The 13197-nt window shown below is 61.7% G+C and carries 10 protein-coding genes; 9 read left to right on the forward strand and 1 reads right to left on the reverse strand.

The features are described from left to right. Window positions 1–8 precede the first annotated feature (8 nt). The 8 genes from Q0Y21_RS16490 to bluB all read left to right on the forward strand — a co-directional run bounded on the left by Q0Y21_RS16490 (window position 9) and on the right by bluB (window position 11031). On the forward strand, window positions 9–4223 hold the full coding sequence (locus Q0Y21_RS16490) for a cobaltochelatase subunit CobN (RefSeq protein WP_297797799.1): 4215 nt from the start codon (window positions 9–11) through the stop codon (window positions 4221–4223). Then, window positions 4217–5110, forward strand: coding sequence for a cobalamin-binding protein (locus tag Q0Y21_RS16495; RefSeq protein WP_297797801.1), 894 nt, complete (start codon window positions 4217–4219; stop codon window positions 5108–5110). Before Q0Y21_RS16490 ends, Q0Y21_RS16495 begins: the two co-directional genes overlap by 7 nt. 72 nt (window positions 5111–5182) lie before the next feature. Further along, window positions 5183–6097, forward strand: coding sequence for an iron ABC transporter permease (locus tag Q0Y21_RS16500; protein ID WP_323807375.1), 915 nt, complete (start codon window positions 5183–5185; stop codon window positions 6095–6097). After that, on the forward strand, window positions 6097–6867 hold the full coding sequence (locus Q0Y21_RS16505) for an ABC transporter ATP-binding protein (RefSeq protein ID WP_297797805.1): 771 nt from the start codon (window positions 6097–6099) through the stop codon (window positions 6865–6867). Before Q0Y21_RS16500 ends, Q0Y21_RS16505 begins: the two co-directional genes overlap by 1 nt. Window positions 6868–6887: 20 nt before the next feature. After that, the gene (locus Q0Y21_RS16510) at window positions 6888–8216 is read left to right on the forward strand and encodes a cobyrinate a,c-diamide synthase (RefSeq protein ID WP_297797807.1); all 1329 of its coding nucleotides are present in this window, start codon (window positions 6888–6890) and stop codon (window positions 8214–8216) included. Further along, window positions 8209–8820: a cob(I)yrinic acid a,c-diamide adenosyltransferase gene (cobO, locus tag Q0Y21_RS16515; RefSeq protein WP_297797809.1), complete on the forward strand. Its 612-nt coding sequence runs from the start codon at window positions 8209–8211 to the stop codon at window positions 8818–8820. The genes Q0Y21_RS16510 and cobO overlap by 8 nt, the downstream gene beginning before the upstream one ends. A gap of 13 nt (window positions 8821–8833) precedes the next feature. Beyond that, window positions 8834–10321 (forward strand): cobyric acid synthase, encoded by a 1488-nt coding sequence (locus Q0Y21_RS16520; RefSeq protein WP_297797811.1) that lies wholly within the window; start codon window positions 8834–8836, stop codon window positions 10319–10321. Next, window positions 10321–11031, forward strand: coding sequence for a 5,6-dimethylbenzimidazole synthase (bluB, locus tag Q0Y21_RS16525; RefSeq protein ID WP_297797813.1), 711 nt, complete (start codon window positions 10321–10323; stop codon window positions 11029–11031). Before Q0Y21_RS16520 ends, bluB begins: the two co-directional genes overlap by 1 nt. Before the next feature lie 37 nt (window positions 11032–11068). Here the strand turns inward: bluB and Q0Y21_RS16530 are convergent, their stop codons facing one another. Beyond that, the gene (locus Q0Y21_RS16530) at window positions 11069–11629 is read right to left on the reverse strand and encodes a phage integrase N-terminal SAM-like domain-containing protein (protein ID WP_297797815.1); all 561 of its coding nucleotides are present in this window, start codon (window positions 11627–11629) and stop codon (window positions 11069–11071) included. A 333-nt stretch (window positions 11630–11962) separates the two neighbouring features. Between Q0Y21_RS16530 and Q0Y21_RS16535 the strand changes: the two genes are divergently transcribed. After that, complete coding sequence (locus tag Q0Y21_RS16535) at window positions 11963–12577, forward strand: hypothetical protein (RefSeq protein ID WP_297797817.1); 615 nt, start codon at window positions 11963–11965, stop codon at window positions 12575–12577. The last annotated feature ends 620 nt before the right edge of the window (window positions 12578–13197 follow it).

Consider the following 13197-nt stretch of genomic DNA (forward strand, 5'->3'; position numbering starts at 1 on the left):
GCAAAGGAATGAACCACACGCGTCCAGTCCGGATCATCAATGGCCCGGTACTCGCATTCCTGCTGGCACTGGCATTGTTGCTCTCGCCCCCGGTATTCAGTGCCACGGTCGTTGGTGTGGTCTCGGAACGCTCGGCGGCGGAAATGGCCGCCGGGGCGGAACGGTTCCTGGCTGCCAACCCGGACCATCGGGTGGTACTACGGACACCGGAACAACTGGCCGCCCTGGATAACCAGGCACTGGATGAACTGGTGGCCGGTGCTGATGCGCTGCTGTTGGCGGCGGTCTTCGGCGATCAGGTGGGCCGGCTTGAACAGGCGGTTCGGGATCAGGCCGCAGATCGTTCGTTTCCGATACTGGCACTCAACGGCGACCGCGCCCTGACCCGGTTGTCGCGGCTCGAAGGCCGGGCGGCACTGGGCAGACTGGATGCTTCCTCTCTCAACGACCTGATGAAAGCCCCGGATCCGGGAGCCGATGTGAAGGCCCACCGGGCGACCTTGCGCCAGCAGTTTCCGCAACAGGCCCCCTGGCTGGAAGGGCGTGCCCTGTATCAGGGGCGCACGCCGCAACACCTCGATGGTCTGTTGCGTTGGCTACTGGTGCAGGCAGGCCATGACCTGACCGTGCCTGAACTGCCACCGCGGGCACTGATTCGCTACTACCGCAACGGGGAAGCGGTCAAGGATGCCGGGGATTTGAACCTGCAATCCGGCCCGGTGGTCACCCTGCTGGATCTGGACAGCGGCGACCGCCCGGGCGACCGGGCCTTGCTGGATGCCACTTGTGCCGCCCTGGAAGCCCGGGATATCCAGTGCTTTGCCATCCTGTCCCGTTGGGGCGGTGCCAGCCTGGAAGCGGTGCGCACCCTGGATAACGCCACTGGACCGGCCACTCTTTCCGGCATCATCAGCCTGCAGGACTTCACCGTGGGCGGCGGTGAGGGACGGCGCCAGGTGACCGAGGCGCTGACCCAACTGGATGTGCCGGTAATCAAGGGGCTGCGACTGGCCTCCCGCACGGTTAACCAGTGGCAACTGTCAGTGGACGGCATTCCGGCGGACAAGGTGCATTACAAACTGGCCATGCCGGAACTCCAGGGTGTCAGTCAGCCCATGGTGCTGGCCACCGCCGAACCGGAAGTGATCGACGAACGCACCGGCGTGGCCCTGACTCTGACGCAACCGGTGGCGGACCGGGTGTCAGCCGTCGCTGATCGCCTGAAACGCTGGCAGGCCCTGCAAACCAAAGACAACGCCGACAAGCGCGTGGCCATCATCTACTACAATCACCCGCCGGGGCGCCAGAACATTGGTGCGGACAACCTGGATGTGCCTGCCTCCCTCTATGAAATGCTGACCTGGCTCAAGGCCGAGGGCTACGACACGGGCCCGCTGCCGGACAGCCCGGAAGCCCTCACGGACCTGATCCAGCAGCACGGCGTGAGCCTGCCGGACGATCCCCGGGCCCTGCGGGAGATGGCGGGCCAGGTGGCCTCCATGGACAGCGACACCTACCGGCGCTACCTGGAGACGTTGCCGGCAGTGGTCCGCCAGGAAATGGCCCACGGCCCCCTGGGCTATCTGCATGAGCGGCTGGAACAGGCCCACGGCCTGGGTGAGAAGGAACTGGCGACCGGGCTGCTGAATCGGGGCATCCGCGACCTGCGCCATCTGATCGAGCACGTCCAACACCCCAATCGCAAGAATGCCCTGACCCGGCTGGATGAATACGAGGCCCTCTGGCAGCGTCGCCTGAACGAAGGCGGTCACCAGGAGGCGCTGGTAGCCCGCCGGAACGCCCTGGCAGACACCGGTATCCCCGGCCTCAAGGGCTGGGGCGAGGCGCCAGGGAAATCCATGGTGGTGGACGACCGGATGATCTTCCCGGGCCTGCGATTCGGCAACATCTTTATCGGCCCGCAACCACCGCGTGGCTGGGAGGTGGATGAGGAACTGCTGCACGCCAACACCACCTTCCCGCCCACCCATCAATATGTGGGGTTCTACCACTGGCTGCGGGATCACTATCAGGCGGACGCCCTGGTGTACGTTGGGCGCCACTCCACCCGGGAATTCCTGCCCCGCCGCCGCGCCGGGCTGACCGGGGATGATTACCCGGACCTGCTGGGTGGCGACCTGCCACTGATTTACCCCTACATCGTTGACGGCGTGGGCGAGGGCATACAGGCCAAACGCCGTGCCTTGGGCGTGATGATCAGCCACCTGACCCCGCCGCTGGCAGCCACCGAACTCTACGATGAGCTGCTGGAACTGCGGCAACTGGTGGAAACCTGGGAATCTGCCAACGAGCCCGACAGCCCCACCCGGGAAAGGGCCCTGGATATGCTGCGGGAGAAAATCCGGATACTGGACATCGGCGAGGACCTGGAGCGGGAAATCGCTGGCGAGATGGGGCTGTCGGAGGACGAAGTGTCCCTGGACGAACTGTCACCCGACCTGTTGGTCCATGAAGCGGGCCACTACGTCACCGATATGCAGGAGCATTTCATGCCACTGGGGCTGCACGTGTTCGGCCGTGACTGGAGTGGAGACATGGTGGACACCATGCTGGGCTCAATGGCGGGCAAGGCCGGCACTCCGGAGGCGGAATGGCGGCAGAACCTCGAGGCTTCCCCGGCCGCGGAACGCCAAAGCTTTCTTGCCGCGCTTGAGGGCCGCTTTGTGGCGCCGGGGCAGGGCAACGACCCGCTGCGTACCCCGGCAGTACTGCCAACCGGTCGCAACTTCCACGCCCTGTCCGATGACCTGATTCCAACCCGTGTGGCCTGGTCCCTGGCCACCGAGCTGGCGGAAGAAGCCATGGCCGACAAGAGCAAACAGCCGGGCGAGAGTGATGCCCTGGTGCTCTGGGCCTCCGACACCGTGCGGGACGAGGGGGTGATGATCGCCTTCGGCATGAAACTGCTGGGCATTCGCCCGGTGTGGAACAGCCGGGGGATCGTGAAAGGGCTGGAGCGTTTGCCCGCCGGGGCGGAGACCGACACGCCGGTTCGGCGCAACGTGGTCTTTACCACCTCCGGACTGTTCCGGGATCTCTACGAGAGCCAGCTGGAATGGCTTGACCTGGCCTCCCGCTACGCGCTGGCCGGCGCGGCGAACACCATCGAGGCGGAACACCCGGAAATGGTGGAGGCGTTGGATCAGGCCCTGTCGTATTTACCTGCGGACATGCGTGAACGGGGCGATGAACCCCTGTCGACCAACGGAGTGGCGGCACGTTGGGTGGCCGATACTCGGGTGCTGATGGCCGCGGGCGCCTCCGCGCGGGATGCCGGTGCCCAGGCCGCCCATCGGGTCTTCGGCACCGCACCGGGGGCCTACGGCGCCGGCGTTAACCGCCTGGCCACCCGCACGGGGGCCTGGCAGGACCGGTCGCAACTGGGCGATGCCTATCGCCGTCGCATGGGGCACGTCTATGGCAAGGGCAGCCAGGGCGAGCCTGCTCACCAGGCCTTTGATCGCCAGTTACATACGGTGAATCATACCTACCTGGGGCGGGCCAGCCATCTCTACGGTCTGCTGGATAACGACGACGGGTTCGACTTCCAGGGCGGTCTGTCCAAAGCGGTGGAACACCTGCGTGGCGAGCCCCCGCAGAACCGGGTGTTGCAGTACGCCGATCCGAAAAACCCGCGGGTCGACTCGCTCCAGCGCGCGCTGCAGGTGGAACTGCGCGCCCGCAACCTCAACCCGCAATGGCTGGCACCGTTGATGGAACATGGTTATGCCGGGGCCCGAACCATGGGCAGCGATTTTCTCGACAACCTCTGGGGCTGGCAGGTCACCAGCCCCCAGGTGCTGCGCTCCAGCATGTGGGACGAGATCAACGAAGTGTACTTCCAGGATCGCCATGACCTGGGTCTGGATGAGTTCCTCGCCGAGGGGCACAATGTCCACGTCAAGACCCATATGCAGGCCATTGCGTTGCTGGCGGCCAAGCGGGGATTCTGGGAAGCGGATGTATTCACCCGCCGTGCCCTGGCCCGTGACTTTGCCGGTAATATCATCGACCATGGCCTGCCTGGCAGCGGTCATACCCGCCCGGATCATCCGCTGATGGACTGGGTGGCGGATCAGCTTGAGCCGCAACAGCGGGAAGCCTTTGAATCCGCCCGCAAGGGAGGCTCGGCCGCCTACCCCCTGGGGGCTGCTGCCAACGATGAATGCCAGAACCAATACAGCCGGACAGCCTCATGCTGAATGTCTCCAGACGATTGACCATCATCGGCGCAGCCGTGTTGGCCCTGTGGCAGACGCCTGTTGTTGCCGAGGTGTGTGCTGTTGATGACACCGGCAAGGAGGTCTGCCTTGAGCAGCCGGCCAGCCGAATCGCGGCGTTGTCCCCCGGTGCCACCGAGCTGGTCTGGGCGGCGGGAGCCGGAGAAAAAGTGGTCGCGGTGGTGTCCTTCAGTGATTACCCGGAAGCCGCAACGAACGTGCCCTCCGTGGGTAGCCATACCCGTATGGATATGGAGCGGCTGATGGAGCTGCAGCCGGACCTGGTGATCGGCTGGGTCACAGGCAATCCTCCGGAACAGCTTGAAGCTTTGGCAGACCTGGGGTTACCGGTGTTTTCCATTGAACCCCGTACGTTTGAGGCGGTGTCTCACACCATTGAACGGCTGGCCACCCTGGCTGGCACCGAAGAAGAAGGCTTTGCCGAAGCTGAACGCTTCCGCCGGGGCATCGCCAAACTGGAACGCCAATATCGGAATGCGGAGCCTGTGCCCGTGTTCTATCAGGTGTGGGACGAACCGATGATGACCGTGAACGATGAACACCTGATCGGCAAGGTGATCACCCTGTGTGGTGGCGTCAATGTCTTCGGCGACCTGGACCGCCTGGTGCCACGCATCAGCGCCGAAGCCGTGATCGGTGCCAACCCCGAAGCCATTCTTGCCGGTGGCATGGGGGAAGAGAACCGGCACTGGCTGACCCGCTGGGAGGCGTTTCCCGGTATTGAAGCCACCGCCAAAGACAATCTCTATTTCATTCCGCCGTCCCTGGTGCAGCGCCCAACGCCCCGCATGCTGGAAGGCTCACAACTGTTCTGCCGTAAACTGGACAATGCCCGTGCCAAACGCTGACCGGAGACTGAGGTCGTGAGCCGGCCACTACTCAAGCCTCTGCTGATCCTGGCGCTCGCCAGTCTGGCGGCCATGGTGTTGTCCGTGGGCACGGGCAGCGTCAGCGTGGCGCCGGGGCAGGTGCTGGCGGTGCTTCTGGGTGAGGGCAGCAACCTGCAGCAAACCCTGGTGCTGGAACTGCGCCTGCCCCGGACCCTGTCGGCGTTTGCCACCGGCGGGCTGCTGGCCGTGGCCGGAGCATTGATGCAGGTCCTCCTTCGCAATCCACTGGCCGACCCCTATGTGCTCGGTCTTTCAGGTGGCGCTGCCGTGGGTGCGCTGCTGGCCATGCTGGCCGGGCTGGGCGGTTTGATCATCTCCGGTTCGGCCTTTGCGGGTGCCCTGCTGGCCACCCTGATGGTGTTCGGCCTGGCCCACGGTACCGGCAGCTGGACCCCGTCCCGCTTGCTGTTAACCGGTGTGGTGGTGGCCGCCGGCTGGGGCGCGGTGATTACCCTGATGCTGGCCATCAGCCCGGCCCAGCGACTGCCCGGGATGCTGTACTGGCTGATGGGGGACGTGTCTTACGCCCGTTCGCCCTGGCCGGCACTGGGCTTCCTGTTATTGGTATGCCTGCTGGTGGTGCCGCTCGGTCGCAGCCTGAATGTGCTGGCGCGCGGACCCATGCAGGCGGCTGCGTTGGGGGTGGCTGTGCGACCGTTGGAGTGGACGATCTATATCCTCGCCAGCCTGCTGACGGCCACTGCGGTCACCATGGCCGGCAGTATCGGTTTTGTCGGCCTGGTGGTGCCCCATATGCTGCGCCTGGTGCTGGGTAATGATCAGCGCCTGATCCTGCCCGCCTGTGCCCTGGCCGGCGGCACCCTGCTGGTGCTGGCGGATACCCTGGCGCGGGTGGTGATTGCACCGGAGCAGCTGCCGGTGGGTGTGATTACCGCGCTGCTGGGTGTGCCCACATTCCTTTACCTGCTGTATCGGAGCCGCTGATGAATCCGTTACGGGCAAAAGCACTGGTGATCGACATTCCCGGTCGCGGCGACGGCCAGCCCCTGGATTTCACAGTGGAGCCGGGGCAGATGTGGGGCGTGCTGGGTCCGAACGGCGCCGGCAAGACCACACTGCTGCATACCCTGGCTGGCTTGCGGGCGCCACGCCATGGGGAAGTTCATTTAGGTGAGCACTCACTGACGGAACTCCGGCGCCGGCAGATTTCGCAGCAATTGGGGCTGGTGTTCCAGGAACGGCAGGACGGTTTTCCGGCGACGGTACTGGAAACCGCGCTGATTGGCCGCCACCCCTGGCTGTCTCCCTGGCAGATGGAATCCGGGGACGATGAGCGCATTGCGCGGCAGGCACTGGAACAACTGGATGTGGCCCATTTGAGTGACCGCCTGGTGAATACCCTCTCCGGTGGCGAACGCCAGCGCGTGGCTATCGCCACGGTGCTGACCCAGGCGCCGGACACCTGGTTGCTGGATGAGCCCACCAACCATCTGGACATGCACCATCAGGTGTCGGTACTGCAGTTATTGACCGACCAGGCCCGCGCCGGTCGCTCAGTGTTCATGTGCCTGCACGACCTGAACCTGGCCGCCCGCTGGTGTGACCATCTGTTACTGCTGTATCCCAACGGTGACGCCTGCTGGGGGCCTGCGGAGCAGATGCTGGTGCCCCAAGCTCTGGAACGCCTGTATGACCAGAAACTGATCACCGTGGAAGCGGATGGGGCACCGGTGTTTGTACCGGTTAAATCGTAAGCTTTGGATTTTCTGACGATATGAAAGCAACCGTAGCAGCCGCAATGATTACCGCTCCCGGTTCCGGCCAGGGTAAATCCATGGTGACCGCAGCCCTGGCCAGACTGCACCGTAATGCCGGGCGCAAGGTACGAGTGTTCAAACATGGGCCGGATTACCTGGACCCGATGGTATTGGAAGTCGCCTCTGGCCAGCCGGTGTACCAGTTGCACCCATGGATGACTGGAGAGAACGAATGTCGATGGAGGTTGGCGGAAGCTGCTCAGGATGCCGACCTGATTCTGGTGGAAGGCTCCATGGGGTTGTTCGACGGCGACCCGTCGAGTGCGGACCTGGCCAAGCTGATGGGGATTCCTGCCTTGCCGGTGATCGACGCCCGGGGCATGGCCCAGACCTTTGGTGCCGTTGCCCTGGGGCTGGCGAGTTTCGATGCGGAGTTACCGGTGCGACAGGTGATCGCCAACCGCATTGGCAGCTCCCGCCACGGTGACATGCTGCGGGAAAGCCTGCCGGAAGGCATCGAGCTGCTGGGGGCCATTCCCCGTAACGAGGCCATGAATATCCCGGACCGGCACCTGGGGCTGGTTCAGGCCGGCGAACTGGGGGATCTGGATCAACGCCTGGATGCGGCCGCCAATGTCTTGGGCGAGGCCGGTCTGGATGGCCTGCCCCTGCCGGTGACGCTGGAAGCTGACACACCGGCGCCTCCGCCACCGTTGTTGGCGGGTGTCCGCATTGCCATTGCCCGTGACGCGGCCTTCAGCTTTATCTACCGTGCCAATCTGGACCTGTTGCGCGCCATGGGCGCGGAATTGTCGTTCTTCTCGCCGCTGGTGGATTCGGCGTTGCCGGACACCGACGCCCTCTGGCTGCCGGGCGGCTATCCGGAACTGCACGGTGCCACCCTGGCTGGTAACCAGCCGATGCTGGAAGCCATTCGCACCCATAACGCCGCTGGTAAGCCGATGTTGGCGGAATGCGGTGGCCTGATGGCCTGTGTGGAGGAACTGGTGGACCACGACGGCCAGAACCACAAACTGCTGGGTCTGATGCCGGGGCGGGCCATTATGGCCCGCCGCCTGCAGGCGTTGGGTCTGCAGAGCCTGAATACCGAGCAGGGGCAATTACGGGGCCATACCTATCATCACTCCCGTCTGGAGACCGATTGGCAACCCCTGGCCCGAACCCGCAAGCTGGCGGGCACCGAAGCCGAACCGGTGTATTGCCGCAACGGTCTGGTGGCCAGCTATTTTCACGGTTATTTTCCGTCCGCCCCGGAGCTGGTGGCCGGCATTTTTCGCGGGCAGACCATTCGCCCGCTCACAGACAAGGAGACTGACCATGCGTGAACGCGCCAAAGACCCCGAACGCCATGCCCGCCGCATGGAGGCCAAACAGAAAATCATGCAGGAACGTATTGCCAACGCCCAGAAAGAGCAGGGCGTGTTGCTGGTGCTCACCGGCCCGGGCAAGGGCAAGAGTAGCTCCGGCTTTGGCATGGTGGCCCGGGCCCTGGGCCATGGCATGAAAGTGGGCATCGTCCAGTTCATCAAGGGCGCGTTCAGTACCGGTGAGGAAGCCTTCTTCCGGGACCTGCCCAATGTCGACTACCACGTGATGGGGCAGGGCTACACCTGGGACACCAAGAACCGGGAGCAGGATGTGGAAGCCGCCAACGCCGCCTGGGATGTTGCGGCCGCCATGCTGAAGGACGACAGCTACGATCTGATCCTGCTGGACGAGCTCAACATCGCCCTGAAATACGACTACATCGACCTGGATCGCGTGCTGGATGACCTGCAGGCCCGGCCGGAGATGCAGCATGTGGTGGTCACCGGCCGCTCGGCACCAAAGGAACTGGTGGACCTGGCGGACACGGTTACGGAAATGGGTGTGGTCAAACACGCCTTCAAGGACCTGGGCGTGAAAGCCCAGAAAGGCGTAGAGCTGTAACAGGCCGGACCCCATGACCACACTGATGATTCAGGGCACCACCTCCGACGCCGGCAAGACCACGGTGGTGGCCGCCCTGTGCCGGTGGCTGGCGCGCCAGGGTGTCTCCGTGGCGCCCTTCAAGCCCCAGAACATGGCCCTGAACAGCGCAGTCACCGTGGATGGTGGTGAAATTGGCCGCTCCACCGCCCTGCAGGCCCTGGCTTGCGGCCTGGAACCCCACAGCGATATGAACCCGGTGCTGCTCAAACCCCAGAGTGACCGCGGTGCCCAGGTGATCCTGCGGGGCAAGGTCCATGGCAACATGGACGCACTGGATTATCACGCCTACAAGGCGGAAGCGATGACCTCGGTGATGGACGCCTGGCGAGCTCTGAGCGCCCGTTATGACGTGATCATCGCCGAAGGCGCCGGCAGCCCCGCCGAGATCAACCTGCGCACAAATGACATCGCCAACATGGGCTTCGCCGAGGCGGCGGACTGCCCGGTGCTACTGGTCGGAGATATCGACAAGGGCGGTGTGTTCGCGCAACTGGTGGGCACCCTGGAACTTGTCTCCGACAGCGAACGGGCAAGGACCAAAGGCTTCATTATCAACCGTTTTCGCGGCGATATCGGCCTGCTGGAACCGGGGCTGGACTGGCTGGCCGAACGCACTGGCAAGCCCGTAGCCGGTGTGCTGCCCTACCTCCACGGGCTGGTGATTGACGCCGAAGACAGCGTGGGTACCAGCGGCAGCAGCGAGGCCGGCGCGCTGAATGTGATCGTCCCGGTGCTGCCCCGCATCAGCAACCACAACGACTTCGACCCCCTGCGCCTGCACCCCGGGGTTAACCTCCAGTTTATCGGCCCCGACCAGCCCATTCCCCCGGCGGACTTGATTCTGTTACCCGGCAGCAAAAGCACCCGCCACGACCTGCAATGGCTGAAGGCTCAGCGCTGGCCCCAGGCGATCCGTAAGCACCTGCGATACGGCGGCAAAGTCTTCGCCATCTGCGGTGGTTTTCAGATGCTGGGATCCGAGGTACAGGACCCGGACGGACTGGAGGGCGAGGCCGGCAACACCGAAGGACTGGGCCTTCTGGACATGACCACACGTATGGTGGCCGGCAAACAACTGAAGAACGTAACCGGCACACTCACGATCGGCCCGGATAAAACGGGCTTCACCGGCTATGAAATGCATAACGGCGTCACCACCGGGCCTGCTCTGGCCTGCCCTGTGGCGGAACTGGACGGCAAACCGGACGGTGCCATCAGTGAGGATGGTCTGGTTGCGGGGACCTACGTTCACGGCATCTTCGATCAACCGGAAGCCTGCACCGCGATCCTCCACTGGGCGGGCCTGGGTACCGACACGGAGCTGGCCGGTACGGCGGTGAATTACCAGCAACACCGCCAACAACAACTGGACCGGCTGGCAGACCTGGTGGAAGACCATCTCGACACTGACTGGCTGCGCAACCTGCTGGGCCTTGGCAAACAGGACACACAACACTGATGACCGACCACAACCGCCCTTTCAGCAATGACGAACGCGATGGCCTTTACCGTGCCATCTACGAACGGCGGGATGTCCGTTCCCAGTTCCTCCCCGACCCAATCCCGGCAGACGTCCTGGCCCGCCTGCTCACCGCTGCGCACCACGCCCCATCCGTGGGATTCATGCAGCCCTGGGACTTTATCGTTATCGACAGCACAGAGGTGCGCCAGTCAGTCCTCGACATCTTCGAGGAAGAGAACCGCAAGGCCGCCGACAACTACAGCGGTGAGCGCAATACCCGTTACAACAGCCTGAAGCTCCAGGGCATCCTCGAAAGCCCAATAAACCTCTGCATCACCTGCGATCGAAGCCGTGGCGGCACCCACGTGCTGGGTCGCAACTCCATCGTCGAAACCGACCTGTTCAGCACCTGCCTGGCGGTGCAGAACCTGTGGCTGGCGGCCCGCGCCGAAGGTATTGGCGTGGGTTGGGTCAGCATTCTGGATCAGCAGAAACTTGCCAACACTCTCAACCTGCCGGAACAGGTCTATCCGCTAGCTTACCTGTGCCTGGGCTATGTCAGTGAGTTCCTCGACCAGCCGGAACTGCAGGCCAAGGGCTGGCGGTCACGGCTGCCAATCGAGGAGCTGGTGCATGGCAACGGCTGGGGGCAGCCCCAGGAAAACGTGGAGCTGAAGGCAGCACTAAAAGAACAGGAGCGGAATTAAGGGCAGTCAGGCATCCAGTGGGCTGCTGATGCCGCGCTCATGGGTGCCGACCACATGGGTGTATATGGGTTGTGCGTCGCCATTTGTCACCCTTGGTTTCCCGTATAAACAGACACGGTTCCGAAAAATCCACGTCCTGCACACGCAAGCGCGCTGCCTCCATCACTCGCAAACCGGAGCCGTACATCAGGCTGGCTACCAGCCTGTTAGTGCCCTGAATATTCGACAACACCGACATTGCTTCATCATGACTAAAAACCGTTGGTAACTTGCGTCCACGATTCGTGTTGGTGAACTGCAGGTTGCCCAGTTCTCGACCGAGAAACTGGTGATACATGAAAACCACCGCATTCAGCGCTGTTTTCTGCGTGTTCACCGCCACATTGCGGTTATTCGCCAGATGACTTAACCACGCATTCACCTCCTCTGCACCCATGGATTCCGGATGGCGCTTGTCGTGAAACCGGATAAATTCCCTCACCCAGTTGCAGTAGGTTTTCTCGGTGCGATAGGCAAGGTGCCGGGCGCGAATAAATGCGCGGAAACGATCCATAAAGCGGGTAGGGGTGGAGGGCAACGGGACAGGAATGTCATCCATCAGTACAAATCCTTTTGATGCTGTATATCCATACAGTTTATGTGTGGTATTGAAGGGTGACAACTGGAAAAATGATCATTTTGACCATGAACTGGGACAATTTTTGAAAATCTGTAAAAAAGCTATCCAAATCATAGGTCTGGAGTGGTGGTTGAAAAAGTGGATAGTCGCCTTTGTGATCATTTTTGTTTGAGATGGCGGTCAGGAAAACAGCCAGAACTTATTGACCTGACGGGATTTTCTGCTTAGTTTTGGGTTATTGCTGAATTGAGATATGAGTCAGTGGAAAAGTGATCATTCAGACTCATATACAAATGTTAGTGGGAAAAAACGATGAGTACTGCAGGCTTGGTTCTAGAGTATCTCAAGGTTTTGTTGTCTGGCCCAGTACTGTTCTCGCTGGTAGCCCTCGTAGTGATTATTGTTTTTAGAGAGGACATAAAGGCGCTGATACTCCGGATAGCAAAAATAAAGCTTCCAGGTGGAACGGAGTTCGATACGCCTCAATCCAAACAGCTGGATGCTGAAGAGGAGAAGCCAGCTCCTGAGCCTCGGGCAAATGATGAGATGCCAATTCTGGGACTCCCTGAAGGCCTCACCGCCGAGCAAAGAGAGCGTGTGGAGCAGGTCATCCGCGCACATATTGCAACCGCATATACGTGGGAGTATCGGTACCTCAACTATTTTTTGGCCCGAGGTACTCAGGTGGTCTTGGATTGGCTGATTAACCTACCTCAGCCTACGACTTACGCTCATTTCGACTCAACTTGGCTTCCATTGATCCCTTCAGCAGAGGAAAGGCAGGCGATCATTGGAGCGTTGAGAAATCATCATTTGATTCAACAAGATGAAGCGGAATTGATTTCTGTCACCCCAAAGGGGCGAGAATATCAACAGTGGCGCGGGCCTTTGCCCCCACTAACAAACGGGTCAACAGGACGCTCCTGACGTCGCGCCTGTTACCCTTGGCGTTATGCAGCTCACGACTGAGGGCCTTCGGGTTGGCCAATTGTTTGATGGGTGTCTGGCGGCCTTGTCGCGAGTCCAGTTTTATTAGGTAGCTGTATGGAATGTCCAAATTGCGAGGCAAAGCTTTCCCTGAAGGCTCATGTGGTCAAGGATTACCAGTGCAAAATTTGTGGAGGGATCCTCGTCCCCAGGCTGTGGGTACGAGTGTTTACAGCAGTGATGGCGATTGCCGTAGGGAAAACAATATTTTCTGAGCATTACGCACTGGCATCCTTCTTAACTGTTACCTACTTTTTGGTAACTCTTGGCACCGGTGCAAAGGCCTTCGAGACGAGCTCCCATGGTGAATAGAGAGCTTCGACCTTAACCCAAGTTAAGGCATCGAGGCATAACCATGCCAGTCACGGCGACGGCCACTCCATTGCGGCTTCGCCTACATTTCGTAGCCGCGCGTGCTGAGCGGCGTTAGGGCTCCGAGTTACCCACGAACAGTAGACACCTTCTATAGTTAGGGTAGCCCCTAGCACGGAGGTGCTCCATGAGCCGCAAGAAGACCCAGGCCTACACCGAGGAGTTTCGTCGGGAAGCCGTTCGCAGAT

The sequence above is a fragment of the uncultured Marinobacter sp. genome (assembly GCF_947259545.1).
Lineage (GTDB): Bacteria > Pseudomonadota > Gammaproteobacteria > Pseudomonadales > Oleiphilaceae > Marinobacter.